Raw genomic sequence first — 22,097 nt, forward strand, 5'->3', positions numbered from 1 at the left:
CGCCAAAATCGCCACTTCGTGGTGCCTTCGACTTATCCCGGCAGGCTTCGGGTCGGGCCGAGGCTGCGTCCATGCAAATCACGGCCCTCAGCCCGCATCCATGCGGGCTGCCCCAGCCTGCCGGGAACGTCTCAGCGATTTTGAGGCCACCAACACCGGCAGTTTCAGCCAGCGTGGTGAATAAAATAACGGCAGGCCGTACGGACCGTAGGCCGGGTAAGGCGTAAGCCGCCACCCGGCAATACCGGCTATTCCAGATCCGCCCCGTTGCTGGCGATGACCTTCTTATACCACCAGAACGATTTCTTACGCTTGCGCGCAAGCGTGCCGTTACCGGCATCGTCGCGATCGACATACACGAAACCGTAGCGCTTGCTCATCTCGCCGGTGGAGGCGGAGACCAAATCGATACAGCCCCAGCTGGTATAGCCGATGACCGGAATGCCGTCATCGATGGCGTCGCGCATCGCCTTGATATGCTCGCGCAGATAGCTAATGCGGTAGTCGTCGTTGATTTCGCCGTTGGCGTCGATCTCATCGCGCGCGCCGAGCCCGTTTTCCACGAGGAATAGCGGTTTCTGATAGCGGTCATACATCATGTTTATGGTGATGCGCAGGCCGAGCGGATCGATGCCCCAGCCCCATTCGCTGGCCGCAATGTACGGATTCTTCAGCGACTTGACGATATTGGCGGCGTTGGTGTTGCTGGCGTTCATCTCCGCTGACGCGCAGCGCGAGGCGTAATAGCTAAAGGAGACAAAATCAACGGTGTTTTTGAGGATTTCGTCGTCGCCCGGCTGTTTGGCAATAGTGACGCCTTTCTCGCGGAATACCCGCGCGGCCCACACCGGATACGCGCCGCGTGCCTGCACATCGATAAAGAACAGGTTTTCACGATCTTTTTCCAGCGCCATCCAGACATCTTCCGGCTTACAGGAATAGGGGTAGAAATTACCGCCCGCCAGCATGCAGCCGACCTGGTTTTGCGGGTTAACCTGATGGGCAATTTTTGTCGCCAGCGCGCTGGCCACCAGCTCGTGATGCGCGGCCTGGTATTTCACCTGTTCCTGATTTTCTCCCTCCTCAAATACCAGACCGGCGCCGGAGTAGGGACTATGCAGCATAATGTTGATTTCATTGAAGGTGAGCCAGTATTTCACCAGTCCGTCAAACGCTTCAAAACAGGTGCGCGCATAGTGGCTGAAAAAATCGACCATCTTCCGGTTACGCCAGGAGCCATATTCCGTCACCAGATGCATCGGTACATCAAAGTGGCACAGGGTGACCAGCGGTTCGATCCCGTACTTTCTGCACTCTTCAAACATCGCACGATAGAAGGCGATACCTTCCGGGTTTGGCTGTTGTTCATCGCCGCGCGGAAACAGGCGGCTCCAGGCGATAGAGGTGCGGAAGACGCTAAACCCCATCTCCGCCATCAGGGCGATATCCTCTTTATAGCGATGGTAAAAATCGATCGCTACGTGGCTTGGATAGAATTCATTTTCGCGAAGCGTAAAGCGCTTCTCCTGGCCCAGCTTCACCGCCAGGCGATGGGCGCCGTGCGGAATAGTATCAACGGTCGTCAGCCCTTTGCCGCCTTCAAGATAAGCGCCTTCAGACTGGTTGGCGGCCAGAGCGCCGCCCCATAAAAATCCGTGTGGAAAACTCGACATGCGTTACCTCGCGTTCAAAAAAGTGTTCAGGCGTGAGTGGCCGCGCCCTGGCGCTGTCTGGCGTCGGCGGCGGCATTTTCTACCGGGATATCTTCAAAACCGAGCAGCAGCGTCAGCACAAAGGAGAGCACCACCGACAGCGCCATCACGCCAAAGACCCAAACGATAGTCATCGGATTGGCCGGATCGAAGAACTGGACGCTGGTGAACAGCCCCGGTGCCGCCATCGAATGGCTGGCCAGCCCGGCGATTCCCGCCACCGCGCCGCAAATAAAGCCGCTGATTAAGCTGGCGACCAGCGGGCGTTTCAGACGTACCGCCACGCCGTACAGCGCCGGTTCGGAAATCCCGGCCAGAATCGCCGATGCCGCCGCCGCTAATGCGGTCTGGCGTAGCTCCGGGTTTTTGGTTTTCCACGCCACCGCCAGCGACGATCCGCCCAGCGACAGGTTGGCGCCGATTTCCGATGGCATCACCATGCCCTCTTTGCCGGTTTCGGCGATGGTTTGAATGATGGTGGGCGTAAAGACGCGGTGCATCCCGGTCATCACCAGCAGCGGCCAGAGTCCGCCCATGATCGCCACCGACAGCCAGCCGAGATAGCTATGGATCGTGTACACCAGCGCGGAGATCGCGCTGCCGATCCAGATGCCGAGCGGGCCAATCAGCAGGATCGCCAGCGGCGCGGCAATCAGCACGATCAGCATCGGTTTAAGGAAGTTTTTCGTCACCGCCGGGGTGATGCGATCGACCCAGCGCTCGATATAAGAGAGACACCAGGTCATCACCAGCGCCGGGATCACCGTGTAGGTGTATTTCACCGCGGTAACCGGAATGAAGGCGAACTCAACGTGTTCTCCCTGCGCGGCTTTAGCCATTAATTCGATGAATCCCGGATGCACCAGCACCCCGGCGATAGCGATAGCCAGCGACATATTGGTTTTGAATTTTATCGCCGCGGAAGCGGCAACCATCAGCGGCAGGAAGAAGAACGCGCCGTCGCCGATAAGCGTCAGAATGGTCAGCGTCGGAGAGCCTTTTGGCAACGCGCCGCTCATCTCCAGGATCATCGCCAGCAGTTTGACCATCGATCCGCCGATAATCGCCGGGATCAGCGGCGACATGGTGCCGATCAGCGCATCAAGGATCCCGGCGCCGACGCGTTTTAAGGTCAGCGGCGGTTTCCCCTGCGGCTCCGCCGGGCGCAACTCGCCGGGCAGCAGATTCAGCACCTCGCGATACGCCTGCGAGACGGTATTGCCGATGATCACCTGACATTGGTTATCGCTACGCACGACGCCAAGTACCCCTTGCAGCGCTTTCAGCGCCGGGGCGTCCACGCGTTGGTTATCTTTCACCACGAAGCGCAGGCGGGTCATGCAGTGGGTCACGGCAACGACATTATCTGCGCCGCCGAGCGCCGTCAGGATCTGGTTCGCCAGGGCTGCATAATTTTTAGACATCGGATTTTATCCTGTTTTATCAATAGGGTACTGATTACACGCCAGCGCCTGACGGCGGCTATGCGCGGTATATGCATAGGAAACCGGTTCCACAAAATCATGATGAGTTTCATTGAGTCATACAAGAACTAAAAAAACCACTTTGCAAATTTGTGATTTTGATCGCTTTGTGGGCAGGGGCAGAGCAACATCAGGGCGATGCCGACTGCTGAAAAACGGCGAGACGTGCAGTACACTGCAGGCAACTTAAGTTACAGGAAGAACCCCATGGCAACGATGCTGGAGGTTGCGAAGCGCGCGGGAGTATCAAAGGCGACCGTGTCGCGGGTGCTGTCGGGCAACGGCTATGTCAGCCAGGAAACCAAAGACCGGGTGTTTCAGGCAATTGCCGAAAGCGGCTATCGGCCGAATCTGCTGGCGCGTAATCTGGCGACCAAAAAAAGCCAGACTATCGGACTGGTGGTAACCAACACTCTTTATCACGGCGTTTATTTCAGCGAGCTGCTGTTTCACGTGGCGCGGCTGACGGAAGATCAGGGGCGGCAGCTGATCCTGGCCGACGGCAAACACAGCGCGCAAGAGGAGCGTGAGGCGATTCAGTATCTGCTCGATATGCGCTGTGATGCGATCATCATCTATCCGCGCTTTCTTAGCGTCGATGAGATGGATGAGATAATCGACAATCATGAGCAGCCGATCGTGGTGCTGAACCGTCGCCTGCGCCGACACGCCAGCCACTGCGTATGGTCCGATCACAAAGCCTCGGCGCGGATGGCGGTCGAAAAGTTAATTGCCAGCGGGCATCGCGACATTGCTTTTATCACCGGTTCGCTGGATTCGCCTACCGGGGTTGAGCGTCTCTCTGGTTATAGAGATGCGCTGGCAGGACTGGGGCTTCCCGTGCGGCAAGAAATGATCGTTGAAGGGCGCTGGACGCCACAAACCGGAGCCGCCGCTGTCGAAGCGCTCTGCCAACGCGGCGTCAGTTTCAGCGCGCTGGTCGCCAGTAATGACGACATGGCGATCGGCGCGATTAAGCAACTGCACCAGCAGGGGATTGCAGTGCCGCAGCAGGTATCGGTGATCGGTTTCGATGACATCGCGCTGGCGCCGTATGTGATCCCTTCGCTCTCCAGCGTTAAAATTCCGGTCACCGAAATGATGAAAGAGAGCATCAACAGGCTGATCTTTATGCTCGACGGCGGCGAATTTAAATATCAGCAAACTTTCCCCGGCGAGCTGATTGAACGCGAGTCGTTGGCGCGCGGCCCGCATGCCTGATGTCGTCATCTGTCATCGTCAGTTGTGACGATGACAGCGGAGTTTAATTTAATTCTCTTATATTTCAATAAAATAAAAGTTGGAACGTATTATGCATAATCCGGCGCGTTAACTTCTTTCCGCTGGAGAAATGGATGAACCGTTTCATTATCGCCGATGCGAGCAAATGCATCGGCTGCCGCACCTGTGAAGTGGCTTGCGTGGTCTCTCATCAGGAAAATCAGGATTGCGCCGCGCTGACGCCGCAGTCGTTCTTGCCGCGTATTCACGTGATCAAAGGCGTCAATGTGTCGACGGCGACGGCCTGTCGTCAATGTGAAGACGCGCCATGCGCCAACGTCTGCCCGAACGGCGCCATCAGCCGCGATAAAGGCTTTGTCCACGTGATGCAGGAGCGCTGCATCGGCTGTAAAACCTGCGTTGTTGCCTGCCCGTATGGGGCGATGGAAGTGGTGGTGCGCCCGGTCGTTCGCCACAGCGGCGCCGGGTTGAACGTCATGGCGGAAAAAGCCGAAGCCAACAAGTGCGACCTGTGCCACCAGCGCGATAGCGGTCCGGCCTGCATCGAAGCCTGCCCGACCCACGCGCTGGTTTGCGTCGACCGCAACAAGCTTGAGCAGATGAACCTCGAAAAACGTCGCCGTACGGCGCTGGCCTGGTAATACGCCGCATGAACGGGGTGCAAATCCGCATTCGCGGCAAAGTGCAGGGGGTGGGTTTCCGCCCCTTCGTCTGGCAACTGGCGCGGCAAATGGCGCGTGGCGGCGATGTCTGTAACGACGGCGACGGCGTGCTGGTCAGGCTGATCGGCGACGATGGTGGCTTTTCTGCCGCGTTGGCTCGTCACTGCCCGCCGCTGGCGCGTATTGACAGCACCGACTGCACCCCGTTTCACTGGCACAGGCTTCCTCAGGATTTCACCATTCGCCACAGCGGCGGCGGCAGTATGCGCACGCAGATTGTTCCCGATGCCGCAACCTGCCCGGCGTGCCTGGCGGAGATGAACGATCCGCAAGAACGCCGCTACCGCTACCCCTTTATCAACTGTACCCACTGCGGGCCGCGTTTCACCATCATTCGCGCCATGCCATACGATCGTCCCTATACCGCGATGGCGCCGTTCCCGCTGTGTCCGCGCTGCGCTGCCGAGTACCGGGAGCCTGCCGATCGCCGTTTTCACGCCCAGCCGGTGGCCTGTGCCGATTGCGGCCCACAGCTGGAGTGGCGGGCGGGGACGCTAACGCTATTCGCTGAAGCGGCGCTGCAGGCGGCCATCGCGCGGCTGGCGGCAGGCGATATTGTGGCGATAAAAGGGATTGGCGGTTTTCATCTGGCCTGCGATGCCGGCAATAGCGTGGCGGTGGCAGCGCTGCGCGCGCGAAAACGGCGCCCGGCAAAACCGCTGGCGGTAATGCTGCCGACGGCCACGGGATTACCCGCCGCGGCGGCAACGCTGCTGCGCTCGCCCGCCGCGCCGATTGTATTGCTGGCTAAAGCGCAGGTTCCCGGCCTGTGTGACGAGATTGCGCCAGGGCTTGCGGAAGTCGGGGTGATGCTGCCGTCTAATCCGCTGCAGCATTTACTTCTGCAGGCGCTGACGCGCCCGATAGTGATGACCTCCGGCAACCTCAGCGGCCGCCCTCCGGCATTGAGTAATCACGAAGCGCTCACCGACTTAGCCGCTATCGCCGACGGTTTTCTGCTACATAATCGCGATATCGTGCAGCGTATGGACGATTCGCTGGTGCGCTCAAGCGGTGAGATGCTGCGCCGCGCCCGAGGCTACGTGCCGGATGCGCTGCCGCTGCCGCCGGGCCTGGATAATATTCCGCCGCTGCTGGCGCTGGGGGCAGATATGAAAAATACCTTCTGCCTGGCGCGCGGCGACGAAGCGGTGCTGAGCCAGCATTTTGGCGATCTCGGCGAGGAGGGCGTCGAGCAACAGTGGCGCAGTGCGCTGCGGTTAATGCAGAGCATTTATGCATTTGCGCCGCAACGGGTAGCGGTTGACGCCCATCCCGGCTATCGCTCGACACAGTGGGCGGCGTCAATGTCGTTACCGGTCGAGCCGGTACTGCATCACCATGCCCACGCGGCGGCTTGCCTGGCGGAACACCGCTGGCCGCTCGACGGCGGCGATGTGATCGCCCTGACCCTTGATGGCATCGGGATGGGGGAAAACGGCGCGCTGTGGGGCGGCGAATGCCTGCGGGTGAGCTACCGCGAATGCGAACATCTTGGCGGCCTCCCGGCCGTCGCGCTGCCGGGCGGCGATCTGGCGGCGCGCCAGCCGTGGCGAAATTTGTTGGCCCAGTGCCTGGCATTTATTCCCGACTGGCAGTCATACCCGCAAACCGCCGCGCTGGGGCAGCGAAACTGGCCGCTGTTGGCGCAGGCCATCGAACGCGGCATTAATTCGCCGCGCGCCTCTTCCTGCGGACGGCTGTTTGATGCCGTCGCCTGCGCGCTGGATTGCGCGCCGGAAACCCTGAGCTACGAAGGCGAGGCTGCCTGTCGGCTGGAGGCGCTGGCAGCCAGCTGTCCGGGCGTCAGCCATCCGGTCACGCTGCCCTGTCGTGGCGGCGAACTGGATTTAGCCACCTTCTGGCAACAGTGGTTGCGCTGGCAGGCGACGCCCGAGCAGAAAGCCTGGGCCTTTCATGATGCGCTGGCCTGCGGGCTGGCAGCGCTGGCGCGCGACCGCGCCGCTTCCCGCGGGATCGCGACGATCGTTTGTAGCGGCGGCGTACTGCATAATCAGCTGCTCGCCGCCCGCCTCAGCGATTACCTCTCTGACTTTACTTTGCTTTTGCCGCAGCAGCTTCCTGCTGGCGATGGCGCGATCGCCTACGGTCAGGCGGTGGTGGCCGCTGCCCGCTGGCAGTCTCAAAGGATTTAAGATGATAACGATGATTTTACGCCAACAGCCGCGTGCGGCGGCGCTGGTACTGGGACTTATCGCCGCGAACGCCCTGGCCTGGCTATGGGCGTTTCAGGCGTTTGGCGACAGCGGGGCATTGATGGCCGCCAGTCTGCTGGCCTGGGGTTACGGCCTGCGCCATGCGGTCGACGCCGACCATATTGCGGCGATTGATAACGTCACCCGCAAAATGATGCAGCAGGGGCGGCGGCCGTTTGGCGTCGGGGCATGGTTCTCGCTAGGGCATTCGTCGATCGTGGTGCTGGCGTCGGCGGCGATCGCCGCGACGGCCACCGCCTTCAGCCAGCAGATGAGCTGGCTACACGATACCGGCAGCGTGATTGGCACTGCGGTATCGGCGCTGTTTCTGCTGGCAATGGCGCTGGTCAATCTGGTGATTTTGCGCAGCGTGTGGCGCAGCTTCCAGGCGTGGAAGCGCGGTGAAAAGGTCAGCGACGAAATCGTCAGCGGCGGCGGCATGATGAGCTGGCTGTTTGGCAAAACCTTCCGGCTGATAAGCCGCAGCTGGCAGATGTATCTGGTGGGCTTTTTGTTCGGTCTCGGCTTTGATACCGCCACCGAAATCGGCGTGCTGGGTATTTCCGCCGCCGGCGCGTCGAGCGGCATTTCGATTTGGTCGATAATGGTCTTCCCGGCGCTGTTCGCCAGCGGCATGGCGCTGGTGGATACGCTTGATAATGTGCTGATGGTCGGCGCCTACGGTTGGGCGTTCAGCAAGCCGCAGCGCAAGCTCTATTACAATATGACCATCACCGGCACCTCGGTGGTGGTGGCGCTGTTTATCGGCGGCCTGGAAGCGCTGGGGCTGTTAATGGATAAGTTCGCCCTAAGCGGCGGGGTGTGGCGCTGGGTAGGGGCGTTAAACGATAACCTCGGCGATGCCGGGTTTGCGGTGGTGGGGTTGTTCGTCGTTTGTTGGGCGCTGTCGGTGCTTAATTATCGCTGGCGCGGCTACGATAATTTGGCGCGCTAGCCTGGCTATTTTCCCGGCTTGCGCTGCGCTTAGCCGGGAAAACCATCACCTCACCAGAACTGTAGATACTGTTATCGGTTTGCAACTTTTTTAAGGGGGGGCCCGGAGGCGGCGCGTTGCGCCTTCTCCGGGCTACCAAATCGCACAGCGCTGTAGCCCCGGTAAGCGGCAGCGCCACCGGGGGTTTTGAGAGCACCAGCACCAGTAGTTACAGCCAGCATGGTGAATAAATTAAAGGCAGGCCGCACGGACCGTAGGCCGGGTAAGCGTAGCGCCACCCGGCAAAACAGGGGCGCCTGGACGGTAATCACCTCACCAGTTGCTTGAGCAGCGCAAAGGCTTCCTTCATTTTGTCTTCACTCACCACAAAGGCCCGCAGCTGGTTTTCGGCATCCACGCCTTTCGCCACCAGCCCCTCTTTGGCGGCCACGATATTCCACGTCAGATCGTCGCGGCGGGTGTCGCCGGCCAGATGCAGCGGCAGATCCGGCGTTTTCACTTTCACCAGCATTGGCGGCAAGGTGAGCTCGCCCGTTTGCGCCAGCAGGTTTTTACTCAGGCACATGGCGCTGAGTAAAATCGGCTGCAGGAACGGCAGTACCGTACCGTTGATTTCCGCACAGTCGCCGAGCGCATAAATCGCCGGGTCGCTGGTTTGCAGTTGGTTATTGACCACCACGCCGCGGTTAATCTGCAATCCGGCATGGCGCGCCAGCGACGTTTCCGGGCGCAGGCCGGCGGCGGCCACCACCGCATCGACGGTTATCGCGCGCTGGCGATCGAGACTGACGCGAATGCCGTCGGCGGTTTGCTCTAACCCCTCAAGCTGCGCCTTGAGCATCAGATGTACGCCCATCTCGGTAAGCCGATGCTGCAGGCGGCTGCTGGCCTCCGGCGGCATCAGCGCCGCCAGCACGCTGGCTGAATTGTCGACTACCGTTACCGCTTTACCGGCGCGGCAGAAATCCATCGCCAGTTCACAGCCAATCAGGCCGCCGCCGACGATCAGCACGCGCTTCGCATCGTGCAGCTGGCTCTGCGCCGCGCCATATTCGCGCTGGCTGTTCAGCGTCAGCATCAGCTCGCGTCCCGGCACCGGCGGGATAAACGGCGTCGCGCCGGTGGCCAGCACCAGTTTGTCGTAGCGCCACTGGTTATCCTGGCTCTTCACTAACCGGTTTTCGGCGTCGATATCGCTTACCCAGGTATGGGGAAACAGACGCAGATTGTACTGCTCGGCGAACTCGCCGGCGCTTTGCAGGGTCAGATCGTCGGCTTTCTGCCCGCGGCTGATGACATGGCTGAGGTCCGGTTTGTTGTACTCATCCATGCTATCGGCGGCGATTAACGTCAGCGGGATTTGCGTATCCTGCTTACGGATATTTTTCACCAGCTGGCGGGCCGCGAAGCCCGAGCCGATGATGACAATGCCATCACTCATTTTGCCTCCGTCGCCAGTACGTCAAAGACATCTTTGCCAAGAGAACACTCAGGGCAAAGGAAATTGTCCGGCACTTCACTCCACGGCGTACCCGGCTGTACATCCTGGTTAGGTTCGCCTTTCGCCGGGTCATAGACCCACTGGCACACGCTGCACTGCATCATGGGACCGAGATCGGCGGCCGCGGCGGCGGCGCAGGCGCAATCCTGTGGTTCCGGCGTTGTCGCTGCTTCAGCAACCGGCAGCGGCGAGAGGGCCCACTGGCGGGCGATGTCGCGTCCGTGTTGGCGGCACAGTTCCAGCGCGTCGATATCCGGGCGCCATTTGGCTTTCAGGCTCAGCGACATCTCAAAGCCGGCATCCTGCAGGCGGGTGGACAGGCGGTCTACCGCGCCGCCGCTCCAGCCGTGTGAGCCAAAGGCGCTGGCGCGTTTATTGCGAAAACGCAGCCCGGTCATCTCTTCCACCAGCCCGGCGATTTTCGGCATCATCACGTTGTTCATGGTGGAGGTGCCCACCAGCACGCCTTTCGAGCGGAAAACATTGGTGAGAATGTCGTTTTTGTCGCTGCGGGCGACGTTGAAGATTTTTACCGCTACTCGCGGGTCGACTTCAGTGATCCCCTGAGCGATGGCGTCCGCCATCATACGGGTGTTATTGGACATGGTGTCGTAGAAAATCGTGATGCGATCTTCCTGGTAATCCGCCGCCCACTCGAGGTATTTCTCGACGATTTGCGTCGGGTTATCGCGCCAGACCACGCCGTGGGAGGTGGCAATCATATCCACCGGCAGGTTGAAGCCGAGGATTTCGGTAATTTTCGGCGTCACCAGGCGGCTGAAGGGCGTCAGGATGTTGGCGTAGTAGCGCTGGCACTGTTCGTACAGTTCAATCTGGTCCACTTCATCGTTGAACAGGTGTTCGTCGCAGTAGTGCTGGCCGAAGGCGTCGTTGCTGAACAGCACCGCGTCGCCGGTCAGGTAGGTCATCATGCTGTCAGGCCAGTGCAGCATCGGCGTTTCCACGAAGATCAGCTGTTTATCATTACCGATATCGAGAGTATCGCCGGTTTTCACCACGTGGAAGTTCCACTCCGGATGATGATGGTGGCCGTTGATCGAGTCGATGGCGTTGGCGGTGCAGTAAATCGGCGTATCCGGGATCTGCATCATCAGTTCGGTCAGCGCGCCGGCATGGTCCTCTTCGGCGTGGTTAATGACGATATAGTCGAGGTCAGCCAGATCGATTTCGCTGCGCAGGTTCTGCACGAACTCGCGGCTGAATTTATGATCGACGGTATCGATCAGCACGTTTTTCTCCTCGCGAATGAGATAGCTGTTGTAGCTGCTGCCGCGCAGCGTTTTATATTCGGTACCGTGGAAATCACGCACTTCCCAATCGCGTTGGCCAACCCAAAGAATGTTATTTTTAACCGCAATAGACATAGCAACCTCAATCAATACAGTGTGTTTAAACTCAGTTGATTGGCTTATATCAAGTTGCGTGCCAACTTTTTAATTCATTGATAATTAGCTATTTTTAATTTTTTCTGATTTTAGTTGCTGTCAAAATGACAATGATTAAAATAGTCGTTATGACAATGTGTATTGTCACAATGACAATGGAGCGGCAATGAGTTTTTCCGTCGACGAGTTGGCGAGAATCGCCATTGATTTACAAAGCGATATCGGTCATGCCGACCGTTTTTCGCGCCTGATTACTACCCTGCGGCAGATCCTCGGCTGCGATGCCTCGGCGCTGCTGCGCTATGAGGCGCATCAGTTTGTGCCGCTGGCGATCGATGGCCTGGCGCAGGATGTGCTCGGTCGGCGCTTTGCCCTGGAAGGACACCCGCGGCTTGAGGCGATTGCGCGCGCCGGGGATGTGGTGCGCTTCCCGGCGGATAGCGATTTGCCTGACCCCTACGACGGGCTGATCCCCGGTCATGAGAGCCTGAAGGTTCACGCCTGCGTTGGCCTGCCGCTGTTTGCCGGACAGACGCTGATTGGCGCGCTGACCCTTGATGGTATGGATGCCGATCGTTTCGATAGTTTCAGCGATGAAGAGCTGCGGCTGATTGCCGCGCTGGTGGCTGGCGCCTTGAATAACGCGCTGCTCATCGCCCGCCTAGAGGCGCAAAATGTGTTGCCGGTGCAACCGGTGAATGACGCGCAGCCTGAGCGTCAGGAGATTATCGGCCTGTCGGCGCCCATGCTGCAGCTGAAAAAAGAGATCGATATCGTCGCCGCCTCGGATTTAAACGTGTTGATAAGCGGCGAAACCGGCACCGGTAAAGAGCTGGTGGCGAAGGCGGTGCACCAGGGATCGCCGCGAGCCGCCAATCCGCTGGTCTATCTCAACTGCGCGGCGCTGCCGGAAAGCGTGGCGGAGAGCGAGCTGTTCGGCCATGTTAAAGGGGCATTTACCGGGGCTATCAGCAACCGCAGCGGTAAATTTGAGATGGCTGATAACGGCACCCTGTTCCTTGATGAAATCGGCGAACTGTCGCTGGCGTTGCAGGCGAAGCTGCTGCGCGTGTTGCAGTATGGCGATATTCAGCGCGTCGGCGATGACCGCAGCCTGCGGGTCGATGTGCGGGTGCTGGCGGCGACGAACCGCGATCTGCGCCAGGAGGTGGTGGAAGGGCGCTTTCGCGCCGATCTGTACCATCGGCTGAGCGTCTTCCCGCTGTCGGTTCCGGCGCTACGCGAACGGGAGAACGATGTGGTGCTGCTGGCGGGCTATTTCTGTGAGCAGTGCCGCCTGCGGATGGGGCTGGCGCGGGTCATTTTGGCTGAGGCGGCGCGAAACAGGCTGCAGCAGTGGTCCTGGCCGGGCAACGTGCGCGAACTGGAGCATGCTATTCACCGGGCGGTGGTGCTGGCGCGGGCCACCCAGGCCGGTGATGAAGTGGTACTGGAGCCGCAGCATTTCCAGTTTGCGGTGACGGCGCCGATGTTGCCGACTGAGACGGCGGCAGCGGCGCCGGCGACGGAAAACGTCAATTTGCGCGAGGCGACTGACTCTTTTCAGCGAGAAGCGATTAGCCGCGCCCTGGAGGCGAACCAGCGCAACTGGGCGGCGACCGCCCGTGCGCTGGAGCTGGACGTCGCCAACCTGCATCGGCTGGCGAAACGACTGGGGCTTAAAGGATCCCTGCCTGGTAAAAGTTCTGCAGGTTGATGGCGCCGACCAGTTGGCCGTTTTCATCCACGACCGGCGCGGCGCTGATTTTGTGTTTCATCAGCCACTCTTTGGCTTCCACCGCGCGGCTTTCCGCCTGCAGCGTTACGCCGTTGCGGGTCATCGCCCGAGTGACGCTATCGTTGAGCGTACCGCCAGCAACCAGCCAGCGGCGCAGGTCGCCGTCGGTGAAAACGCCCTGCACGCGGTTGGCTTCATCGCAGACCGCCACCAGGCCGAGCCCGGTTCGGCTTAGTTCAAGCATGGCGTCCATGACGTTGGCCTCGGCATTGACCCGCGGCACTTCTTCGTCGCGGCGCATCAGGTGATGCACTTTGTTCAGCAGACGCGCGCCGAGGGCGCCCGCCGGGTGGGAACGGGCGAAATCTTCTTCATTGAAACCGCGCGCCTGCATCACCGCCATCGCCAGCGCGTCGCCCAGCATCAGCGTGTTGACGGTGCTGGAGGTCGGCGCCAGATGCATCGGGCAGGCTTCGCGCTCCACGGCGATATCCAGCACCGCTTTCGCCGCCAGCGCCAGCGGCGAGGTGGATTTGCCGGTCATCGCCAGCAGCGGAATGGATTTCTCTTCCAGCCGCGGCACGATGAGATCCAGCTCTTTCGCGCTACCGGAGTAGGAGATAAACAGCATCACGTCGCGGCTATCGAGCATACCGAGATCGCCGTGCAGGGCTTCCGCCGGATGGACGAAAAAGGCCGGGGTGCCGGTGCTGGCGAAGGTTGCCGCCAGCTTTTTACCGATGTGGCCGGATTTACCGATACCGGAGACAATCAGTTTGCCCTCGCAGTGGATAATGGTTTCCGCCGCGCGGATGAAGTCGTCGCCCAGGCGTTCCGGCAGGCGGCTCGCCTCCTGCAGCTCAAGCATCAGGGTCTGGCGTCCGGCCTCTAACAAAAAGTTACTCATGATGTTCTCCAGTAATAATGACTTCAATACCTTTGGCTTCCAGCGCCCGCTGGAATTCAGGGTCAATATCGGCATCGGTAATCAATTTATCCACGCGTTCAAGGCCGCAGACAATGTTGGGACTTTTACGGCCAAACTTGGATGAGTCGGCCATCAGGATCACTTCGCGGGCGGCGTTACACATCGCCTTACTTACGGTATAGACCTCGTTAAAGGTGGTGACGCCCGCGACCAGATCAATGCCGTCGGTGCCCATAAACAGCTTGTCGAAGCTGAATTGTTCGAAGGCGTTTTCCGCCAGTTGGCCGTGAAAAGAGGCCGATTTTTTACGGAAGGTGCCGCCCGGCATCAGGATGGTCTGCTCGTTATCGAGCTCGGAAAGCGCGTTGACGATATGCAGGCTGTTGGTCATCACCGTGATGTTATTGAAGCGGCTCAGCAGCGGCACCATCTGCAGCACGGTGCTGCCGGCGTCGAGGATAAGTGAATCGCCATCGTGGATGTATCGCACGGCGGCCTCGGCAATCTGCGCTTTCTTGTGGGTGTTGATCAGCGTCTTGTGGTCGATAGGCGGGTCGGCCTCGTCTTTATTTAACACTACGCCGCCGTAGGTGCGGATGACGGTCCCGGCATTCTCCAGTATCACCAGATCCTTACGGATAGTGGTGCCGGTGGTGTCGAAGTGTTGCGCCAGCTCTTCGACCGAGCATTTGCCCTGCGATTGCAGGTACTCGAGAATGGCTGCCTGGCGCTGACGTGGTTTCATAGGCGTTGTATCCTGCGTTTAAGTTTCGAAGTGATAATTTCGCAAGATATTAACTTTCACAACGAAATTATGCATGTTTCGGATTAAGCGCTAATGATAGTGCATTCTGACAGAGCGGATCATTGGGAAAGATCACATCAGGCTGCAATTCCTCGAGATGTTTACCGCTAAGCGTGGGGATTTTTTGCGGACTGGCGAAGACGGTGAGTCCCTTCATCAACAGCGTATCGCAAATACGATCGTTTTCATCGACGGCGATAGCGACAATCGCGCGCGGTTTAAAGCGCCCGGAGGAGCGGCCGACGCCGACGCGGCCCTGCTGGCAAAGGCGATCAAAGGCGCGATTGAAGCGGCGGATCTGCCAGCCGCCGAACGCCAGTTGGCAAAGCCAGGCAATAGCGGCGACGGTAATGAGTGCGGTAACCATAATGTCTCCTGAAGGTGTGATGCCGGGTACAACCCGGGTACCGTTTTTTGTCGGGTGGCGGCTGACGCCTTACCCGACCTACAGTTTTGTTGCCCGGATAAGCGCAGCGCCATCCGGGAACCTTTTAAAACATCACCTGGCCGCCGGTGACGTTAATCGACTGCCCGGTGCAGTACGATGCCTGCGGGCTGGCGTAAAACATCAACACGTTCAGCACATCCTGGTAATCGCAGCCGCGTTTCAACGGCACCTTATCGATGTAGTACTGCTCGACTTCGCTCTCATCAATGCCGAGCTTGGTGGCGTACTGCGGCAGCAGCGACTGGAACATCGGTGATTTCAACAGATTGCCGAGCATCAGCGAATGCACGGTAATGCCGTATTCCGCCAGATCCAGCGCCAGCGACTGGGTCAGCCCGACGCCGCCGAACTTCGCCGCGCTATAGCCTGAGTTATGCTTACTGCCGACTTTGCCGGATTTCGAGTTGATCTGAATGATGCGACCTTTAATGCCATCGCGGATCATCAGCCGTGAGAACTCGCGGGCGCAGAGGAAATAGCCCACCAGGTTGACCTGCAGCGAGCGGTCAAAATCGCCCAGCGCGAAGTCGCTAATAAAGGCGGCCTTAGCGATACCGGCGCTGTAGACCAGGAGATCGACGCGCGTGAAAATCTCATCCACGCCGTGAGCCAGCGCCGTGACGCTGGCTTCGCTGGTGGCGTCGGCGCCGAAGCCGTATGCCGTACCTTCGCCATATTCAGCGTTGATCTCCTGGGCGACGCGGCTGGCTTTTTCACTTTGGATATCGACCACCGCCACGCGGTAGCCCTCGGCGGCCAGACCGCGGCACAGAAACTCTCCTAAGGTTTGTCCGCCACCTATGACAACAGCAACCTGATTCATCTTTCTCTCCTTCTAAGCAACAAATTTCAGTACACAGCCGGTCGCGATGGCGTCCGGTACCGGGCCCGCGACGTGAACGGTTCCGGGAAACTCCGCCTGACGATGGCCGTCAAAGCGCAGGGTGATGTGGCCCAGCTCGCGCAGGTTTTGCTCGGCGACCTCGCCGACGGCGGTCACCGGATAATGCCGATCGCCGAGCTGTAGCTCTGCGCCCGGGCGCAGCTCGCCGCACAGCTCGCCGTGGCTGTGAATAAAGCAATACTCTTCGATATCCGCCGGGGCGCCCTCGCGGAAGGTAATGAGCATCTGTTCTTCCAGCGCTGTCGCCGCGCTGGCGCCGATACGGGTAATAGTGGTGTGGTAAATGACGGTCATCTTCAGGAACCTCTTATTGGTAAATAAATCCGGAAACGAACCACGCGATCAGCACGGTTGGCGCGCCGGTGAGGAAGCGGCTGACCAGCACCGACGGCACGCCGACGCGTACGGTATCCTGACGGGCTTCGGCCAGCGACAGGCCTACCGGGATAAAATCGCAGGCGGCCTGGGCATTAATGGCAAACAGCGCGGGCAGGGCGAGATGCGGTGGAATGTTGCCAAGGCCGATCTGGACGCCAATCAGCACGCCGATCACCTGGGCTATCACCGCGCCGGGGCCGAGAAACGGCGATAACAGCGGGAAGGAGCAGATCAGCGCCAGCGTCACCAGCCCCAGCGGATGGCTGGCGAGCGGCGCCAGGCCGTGGGCAATCCAGTCGCCGATGCCGGAGGCCATGATGATGCCGATCAGCGCCGAGACGAAGGCCATAAACGGCAGAATGGTTTTCAGCACCGTATCAATGGTGTCACGCCCGGCCTGGAACAGCACCGCGACCACTGAACCCATCCCCATCCCGACCTTAGCCAGCAGGCCGTCGCTCTGTTCGGTAATCTTCTTGCTGGTATCGTAATCGCGGCCCGCGGCGGGGAGTGGTTGCACTGCCGTCTCGCCGCCATCTTCCAGCAGTTTGATGTTCTCTTCTTTGACTCCGGAGACGTAAATATCTTCGACGATATACTGCGCCAGCGGCCCGGATTTACCGGTGGCGTGGATGTTGATAGTCGGAATACGGCGCTTCGGGTAGAGGCCGCAGCGCAGGGTGCCGCCGCAGTCAATAATGGCGAGGCCAATTTCGCTTTCCGCCGGTTCACCTTCTTTAAATCCATCAACCGCCTGCCAGCCGGTCAGGCTGGCGAGCGTATCGACGATCGCCGGGCGGGTGCCTGCGGTGATATAGACAATCTTTTTGCCCTCAACAACGTCGAGTTCAAGCGGGCCGCCCCAACCGCCGGTTCCTTTTTCAATACGAATACGGGTCATGATGTCGCTCCTGACAGATGCACTTTCTGGTCAAGTTGAATCGCCATTTTTCTTTCGAAAATAGAGGTGGTCAGGTCGGTGACCCAGCCGCGGAAGAAGTTGGTTACCAGGCCAACCAGCAGGTAGCTCACCGCCAGCGGGCCAAGCGGCAGGCCCAGCGTGGTGAGGCCGTTGGCGATGCCGAGATAGACAAACAGCTCGCCGGGGTTGATGTGCGGAAACAGCCCGTTCATCGAATGACAGCTATAGGAGGCCGCCGCGTAGTAGCTCGGTTTGTATTTCTCCGGCATAAAGCGGCCAAGGCTTAAGGTCATGGGGTTGCAGAAGACAAAGGTACCGATGCAGGGCAACAGCAGGTAACGGGTAAGCGGGTTGCCGGCGCAGCGCTGCGCCAGCTTTTCGATCCGCTGCTGGCCGATAAAGTTGATCAGCGCGTTCATGATCACCAGCAGGCTTATCAGCAGCGGCAGGATCCCGGTCACCATACCGGTAAACACCTCGCCGCCTTTCTGAAACAGGCCGATGAACCACTCAGCGCCGTGGGTAACGATTTCAATCATTGTTCTCTCCTTCAGCGTGTTATTTTTCTTGCTAACTGGAGGCTGATTTTAATCACTTTGAAAGGTTTAAAAGTGTTAAATTGATCGCAAAATGAAAGATAAATATTTTATTTTGAAAGTTTGTGCGCGATGAGTGAAAAAATTAACGTGCGGATCGAACTCGGAGAACGTGCAAAAAAAGGACTATTTTGTCTGCAAATGTATTGCCGCTTCCTTGTTGGCGGGCGCATGCTTTACCATAATTACCCTTTGCCGATTTTGTTAAATGGAATTCCCATGTTGAAGCGTCGCTATCTGGCTTTACTCCCTTTATGTGCACTTCTGGCTGCCTGCAGCAGCAAACCTAAGACCCCCGCGGAAGCGGAGATGGCGAGCGGAACCGGCGGCTTTTTGCTGGAACCGCAGCATAACGTGATGCAGATGGGCGGCGATTTCGCCAATAACCCAGCGGCGGCGCAGTTCATCGATAAGATGGTGGCGAAGCACGGCTTCGATAGACAGCAGCTCCAGGAGATCCTGTCGCAGGCTAAGCGCCTGGACTACGTGCTGCGGCTGATGGATCGCCAGGCGCCGAGCGGGTTGCCGCCGACCGGGCCAAACGGCGCCTGGTTACGCTATAAGAAACAGTTTATTACGCCGGATAACGTGCAGAACGGCGTGGTGTTCTGGAACCAGTATCAGGACGCGCTGAACCGCGCGTATCAGGTCTACGGCGTACCGCCGGAAATCATCGTCGGCATTATCGGCGTGGAAACCCGTTGGGGCCGGGTGATGGGCAAAACCCGCATCCTCGATGCGCTGGCGACGCTGTCGTTTAACTATCCGCGCCGCGCTGAATACTTCTCCTCTGAGCTGGAAACTTTCCTGCTGATGGCGCGCAGCGAAAGCGATGACCCGCTGGATCTGAAAGGCTCCTTTGCCGGCGCGATGGGCTACGGCCAGTTTATGCCGTCGTCGTATAAGCAATACGCGGTGGACTTCAACGGCGACGGTCATATCAACCTGTGGGATCCGGTTGATGCCATCGGTAGCGTGGCGAACTACTTTAAACAGCACGGTTGGGTGAGCGGCGATACCGTCGCGGTGCAGGCGCTGGGCCAGGCGCCGGGTCTGGATAACGGCTTTAAAACCAAATACAGCGTTTCACAGCTGTCGGCGGCGGGATTAACCCCAACGCAGCCGCTTGGCAACCATCAGCAGGCCAGTCTGCTGCGGCTGGATATCGGCACCGGGTACCAGTACTGGTATGGTCTGCCGAACTTCTACACTATCACCCGATATAACCACAGCACCCACTACGCGATGGCTGTCTGGCAGCTGGGGCTGGCGGTTTCGCAGGCCCGCGGCGGTTATTGATCCTTTCATCCAGCCGACATATTTCGAGTTCCCCGGATGGCGGCGCGTAGCGCCTTATCCGGGCTACGTTCTGGTATCCGGTTGGTAGCCCCGGGACGCCGCGCTTATCCATCCGTTTTTTTCCCTTCTGCATGCCTTTTGTTGACCTTTGTTACATTTCCTCTCGCTGACGCAGATTTACATTCTTTTCTGAATCCCATATTGTTATGTTATAACATTTTATTGGGGCGGGAATATGTTCACATCGGTTTTTATGGCATCCGGCGCGGCGCGCGTGGCAATCGCCTGCGGACTGCTGGCGGCGCTATGGCTGGCAACATGGTGGGCGGTGGCGCTGCCATGATTGAGTTGGATCATCTGGTTGCCGGGTATGAAGGCATGGCAATCACTCCGGCGATGAGCGGCGTGATTGCGGCGGGAAGCCTGACGGCGATTGTCGGGCTTAATGGCTGCGGTAAATCGACGCTGCTGAAAACGCTGGCTGGATTTATTCCGCCGGTTAGCGGACGGCTTAACTGGCGCAAAGGGCGGCCCGTGGTCGGCTGGCTGGCGCAGCGCCATGCCCTGGAATCACAGTTTCCGCTGCTGGTGCGCGATGTCGTCAGCCAGGGGGCCTGGCCGCGGGTCTCGCTGCTGCGCGGTCTGGGCGGCGGCGAGCGTCGGCGCATCGCGGCGGCGCTGGAGCGGGTTGGGCTCAGCGCGATGGCCAATACGCCGATTGAAGAGCTCTCGGGCGGCCAGTTCCAGCGCATGCTCTTTGCCAGGGTGATGGTGCAACAGGCGCCGCTGGTGATGTTGGACGAGCCGTTTACCGGCGTCGATGAGGCCACCAGCCGCGAGCTGATGGCGCTTATCGTCGATATGCACCGCCAGGGGCAAACGATACTGGCGGTGCTGCACGATAACCAGTGCGTGGCCGATTTCTTTCCCGAGACGCTGCTACTTGAACCCCAGTACGCGCGCTGGGGCGAGACGTCAAGCGTGCTTCCCGCCTTCAACACCGCGAGGCAGGCATGATCTGGCATACCTTTTTTCAACCTTTTATTGAATTTGGCTTTATGCGCCGGGCGCTGGTGGTGTGCTTCGCGCTGTCGCTGAGCACCACCATGTTAGGCGTGCTATTGCTGCTGCGACGGATGAGCCTGATGGGCGATGCGCTGTCGCACGCCATTCTGCCGGGAGTGGCGGCGGGTTATCTCCTTAACGGCATGTCGCTGCTGGCGATGAGCGTTGGCGGATTTATCGCCGGGATCGCGGTGGCGCTGGTGGCGGGGTGGGTCAGTCGGCGAACGCCGCTGAAAGAGGACGCCAGTTTTGCCGGGTTTTACCTCGGCTCGCTGGCGCTTGGCGTCACGCTGGTCTCGCTGCGCGGCTCCAGCGTCGATCTGCTGCACCTGCTGTTCGGTTCGATTCTGGCGGTGGATAGCGACGCGGCGTTCTTTGTCACCGGCGTGGCGAGCCTGACGCTGCTGTGCATTGCGCTGTTTTATCGCGGGCTGGTCAGCGAGGCGTTCGATAGCGCCTGGCTACAGGTCAACGCGCGGCGGCTACCGGCGCTGCTGCACGGCCTGTTTCTCGCGCTATTGGTACTGAATCTGGTGGCGGGGTTCCAGGTGCTCGGCACGCTAATGGCGGTAGGGCTGATGATGTTGCCCGCGGTAGCGGCGCGCTGCTGGGCACGAACGCTGCCGGGCATTTTGTTGCTGGCGGCGGCGATCGGCGCGTTTTGCGCCTGGATGGGATTGAGCCTTTCGTGGGCAGTGAATTTACCCGCCGGGCCCGCCATCGTGCTGACCGCCAGCGTACTGTTTTTTATTTCAGTGTTTTTTGGCACGCACAGCCGGCTGGTCGTTGGCTGGCGCAAATTAATGGGGTAAGGAAATGATGAAACGAAGTGCAGTGGTGATGGCGTTAGCCGTGGGGCTGATGGCGCAGGGGGCGATAGCAAAAACGCTGAACGTGGTAAGCAGCTTTTCGGTGCTGGGCGATATGGTGCAGCAGGTCGGCGGCGAGCATGTTCATGTCGATACGCTGGTAGGGCCGGATGGCGATCCGCACACCTTTGAACCTTCACCGAAGGATAGCGCGCTGCTCAGCAAAGCCGACGTGGTGGTGGTCAACGGGCTTGGTCTGGAAGGGTGGCTGGTTCGGCTGGTGAAAGCGTCCGGTTTTAAGGGCGAATTAGTGGTGGCGTCAAAAGGGGTTAAGACGCATACCCTTGATGAAGACGGTAAAACGGTGACCGATCCGCACGCCTGGAATAGCGCCGCTAATGGCGCGTTGTACGCGCAGAATATCCTTGATGGCCTGGTGAAAGCCGACCCGCAGGATAAAACGGCGCTCCAGAGCAGCGGTAAGCGTTATATCGAGCAGCTGACGGCAATTGACGGCTGGGCGAAGGCGCAGTTTAGCGCCATCCCGCAGGCGAAGCGTAAAGTGCTGACCAGCCATGATGCTTTCGGCTATTTTGGCCGCGCTTACAACGTGACGTTCCTCGCGCCGCAGGGACTCTCATCCGAGAGCGAAGCCAGCGCGGCGCAGGTGGCGGCGTTGATTAAGCAAATCAAAGCCGATGGCGTGCATACCTGGTTTATGGAGAACCAGCTGGACCCGCGTCTGGTGCAGCAAATCGCTGGCGCGACGGGAGCGCAACCGGGCGGCGAACTCTATCCGGAAGCGCTGTCTAAGCCGGGCGGCGTGGCCGATAGCTACGTTAAAATGCTGCGCCATAACGTCGAGCTCATCGTCAATAGTATGAAGTAACGGGTTGTCTGGTCGTCCTGGTTGCAGCGGGACGGCCCATTTTTGGATCCCCCCTCGTAAAATCACCAGCTCGTCCCC

General features: G+C 59.4%; 20 protein-coding genes. 9 read left to right on the top strand and 11 right to left on the bottom strand.

The annotated features are described in order from the left end of the window. Window positions 1-248: 248 nt before the first annotated feature. A complete protein-coding gene (locus tag ABLU86_RS23585) occupies window positions 249-1,673 on the bottom strand; it encodes a 6-phospho-beta-glucosidase (RefSeq protein WP_042895015.1) in 1,425 nt (474 codons plus the stop codon). A gap of 26 nt (window positions 1,674-1,699) precedes the next feature. Then, on the bottom strand, window positions 1,700-3,136 hold the full coding sequence (gene ascF / locus ABLU86_RS23590) for a PTS cellobiose/arbutin/salicin transporter subunit IIBC (RefSeq protein WP_042895012.1): 1,437 nt from the start codon (window positions 3,134-3,136) through the stop codon (window positions 1,700-1,702). 267 nt (window positions 3,137-3,403) lie between these two features. On the opposite strand from ascF, the gene ABLU86_RS23595 reads away from it, so the two are divergent. From ABLU86_RS23595 to ABLU86_RS23610, 4 genes are all read left to right on the top strand, one after another. Then, entirely contained in the window at window positions 3,404-4,417 is a 1,014-nt protein-coding gene (locus ABLU86_RS23595; RefSeq protein ID WP_042895010.1) for a LacI family DNA-binding transcriptional regulator, read from the top strand. A 134-nt stretch (window positions 4,418-4,551) separates the two neighbouring features. Continuing rightward, the gene (gene hydN / locus ABLU86_RS23600; protein ID WP_015370036.1) at window positions 4,552-5,079 is read left to right on the top strand and encodes an electron transport protein HydN; all 528 of its coding nucleotides are present in this window, start codon (window positions 4,552-4,554) and stop codon (window positions 5,077-5,079) included. An 8-nt stretch (window positions 5,080-5,087) separates the two neighbouring features. Next, entirely contained in the window at window positions 5,088-7,316 is a 2,229-nt protein-coding gene (gene hypF, locus ABLU86_RS23605) for a carbamoyltransferase HypF (RefSeq protein ID WP_047058928.1), read from the top strand. A 1-nt stretch (window position 7,317) separates the two neighbouring features. After that, the gene (locus tag ABLU86_RS23610) at window positions 7,318-8,331 is read left to right on the top strand and encodes a HoxN/HupN/NixA family nickel/cobalt transporter (RefSeq protein WP_348796356.1); all 1,014 of its coding nucleotides are present in this window, start codon (window positions 7,318-7,320) and stop codon (window positions 8,329-8,331) included. A gap of 307 nt (window positions 8,332-8,638) precedes the next feature. On the opposite strand, the gene norW is transcribed toward ABLU86_RS23610, so the two are convergent. Together norW and norV are read right to left on the bottom strand one after the other, a co-directional pair. Next, complete coding sequence (gene norW, locus ABLU86_RS23615; protein WP_032712394.1) at window positions 8,639-9,772, bottom strand: NADH:flavorubredoxin reductase NorW; 1,134 nt, start codon at window positions 9,770-9,772, stop codon at window positions 8,639-8,641. After that, entirely contained in the window at window positions 9,769-11,217 is a 1,449-nt protein-coding gene (gene norV / locus ABLU86_RS23620; protein WP_348796355.1) for an anaerobic nitric oxide reductase flavorubredoxin, read from the bottom strand. Before norV ends, norW begins: the two co-directional genes overlap by 4 nt. 187 nt (window positions 11,218-11,404) lie before the next feature. Here norV and norR point away from each other — a divergent pair, with 187 nt between their 5' ends. Beyond that, complete coding sequence (gene norR / locus ABLU86_RS23625) at window positions 11,405-12,955, top strand: nitric oxide reductase transcriptional regulator NorR (protein ID WP_015370042.1); 1,551 nt, start codon at window positions 11,405-11,407, stop codon at window positions 12,953-12,955. Here the strand turns inward: norR and gutQ are convergent. The 7 genes from gutQ to ABLU86_RS23660 all read right to left on the bottom strand — a co-directional run bounded on the left by gutQ (window position 12,918) and on the right by ABLU86_RS23660 (window position 17,900). Beyond that, on the bottom strand, window positions 12,918-13,883 hold the full coding sequence (gene gutQ, locus ABLU86_RS23630) for an arabinose-5-phosphate isomerase GutQ (RefSeq protein ID WP_348796354.1): 966 nt from the start codon (window positions 13,881-13,883) through the stop codon (window positions 12,918-12,920). The genes norR and gutQ overlap by 38 nt on opposite strands. Continuing rightward, the gene (locus ABLU86_RS23635; protein ID WP_015370044.1) at window positions 13,876-14,649 is read right to left on the bottom strand and encodes a DNA-binding transcriptional repressor; all 774 of its coding nucleotides are present in this window, start codon (window positions 14,647-14,649) and stop codon (window positions 13,876-13,878) included. The genes gutQ and ABLU86_RS23635 overlap by 8 nt, the downstream gene beginning before the upstream one ends. A gap of 67 nt (window positions 14,650-14,716) precedes the next feature. After that, complete coding sequence (gene gutM / locus ABLU86_RS23640) at window positions 14,717-15,076, bottom strand: transcriptional regulator GutM (protein ID WP_015370045.1); 360 nt, start codon at window positions 15,074-15,076, stop codon at window positions 14,717-14,719. 124 nt (window positions 15,077-15,200) lie between these two features. Next, complete coding sequence (gene srlD, locus ABLU86_RS23645; protein ID WP_008806161.1) at window positions 15,201-15,980, bottom strand: sorbitol-6-phosphate dehydrogenase; 780 nt, start codon at window positions 15,978-15,980, stop codon at window positions 15,201-15,203. A gap of 12 nt (window positions 15,981-15,992) precedes the next feature. Further along, window positions 15,993-16,355 carry a PTS glucitol/sorbitol transporter subunit IIA gene (srlB, locus tag ABLU86_RS23650; RefSeq protein WP_032715686.1) on the bottom strand — a complete coding sequence of 121 codons (363 nt, stop codon included), beginning with the start codon at window positions 16,353-16,355 and terminating at the stop codon, window positions 15,993-15,995. 13 nt (window positions 16,356-16,368) lie between these two features. After that, complete coding sequence (locus ABLU86_RS23655; RefSeq protein ID WP_047053616.1) at window positions 16,369-17,340, bottom strand: PTS glucitol/sorbitol transporter subunit IIB; 972 nt, start codon at window positions 17,338-17,340, stop codon at window positions 16,369-16,371. Next, the gene (locus ABLU86_RS23660) at window positions 17,337-17,900 is read right to left on the bottom strand and encodes a PTS glucitol/sorbitol transporter subunit IIC (RefSeq protein WP_020078113.1); all 564 of its coding nucleotides are present in this window, start codon (window positions 17,898-17,900) and stop codon (window positions 17,337-17,339) included. Before ABLU86_RS23660 ends, ABLU86_RS23655 begins: the two co-directional genes overlap by 4 nt. A 276-nt stretch (window positions 17,901-18,176) precedes the next feature. On the opposite strand from ABLU86_RS23660, the gene mltB reads away from it, so the two are divergent. The 4 genes from mltB to ABLU86_RS23680 all read left to right on the top strand — a co-directional run bounded on the left by mltB (window position 18,177) and on the right by ABLU86_RS23680 (window position 22,019). Beyond that, window positions 18,177-19,256 carry a lytic murein transglycosylase B gene (mltB, locus tag ABLU86_RS23665; protein ID WP_020078114.1) on the top strand — a complete coding sequence of 360 codons (1,080 nt, stop codon included), beginning with the start codon at window positions 18,177-18,179 and terminating at the stop codon, window positions 19,254-19,256. 306 nt (window positions 19,257-19,562) lie between these two features. After that, window positions 19,563-20,273: an ATP-binding cassette domain-containing protein gene (locus ABLU86_RS23670; protein WP_071844512.1), complete on the top strand. Its 711-nt coding sequence runs from the start codon at window positions 19,563-19,565 to the stop codon at window positions 20,271-20,273. Next, entirely contained in the window at window positions 20,270-21,133 is an 864-nt protein-coding gene (locus ABLU86_RS23675) for a metal ABC transporter permease (protein ID WP_047466323.1), read from the top strand. The genes ABLU86_RS23670 and ABLU86_RS23675 overlap by 4 nt, the downstream gene beginning before the upstream one ends. Before the next feature lie 7 nt (window positions 21,134-21,140). Then, the gene (locus tag ABLU86_RS23680; protein WP_348796359.1) at window positions 21,141-22,019 is read left to right on the top strand and encodes a metal ABC transporter substrate-binding protein; all 879 of its coding nucleotides are present in this window, start codon (window positions 21,141-21,143) and stop codon (window positions 22,017-22,019) included. Window positions 22,020-22,097 lie beyond the last annotated feature (78 nt).

Origin of the sequence: Klebsiella sp. JN_Kp121 (assembly GCF_040062145.1) — a bacterium.
Classification (GTDB): domain Bacteria; phylum Pseudomonadota; class Gammaproteobacteria; order Enterobacterales; family Enterobacteriaceae; genus Klebsiella; species Klebsiella aerogenes.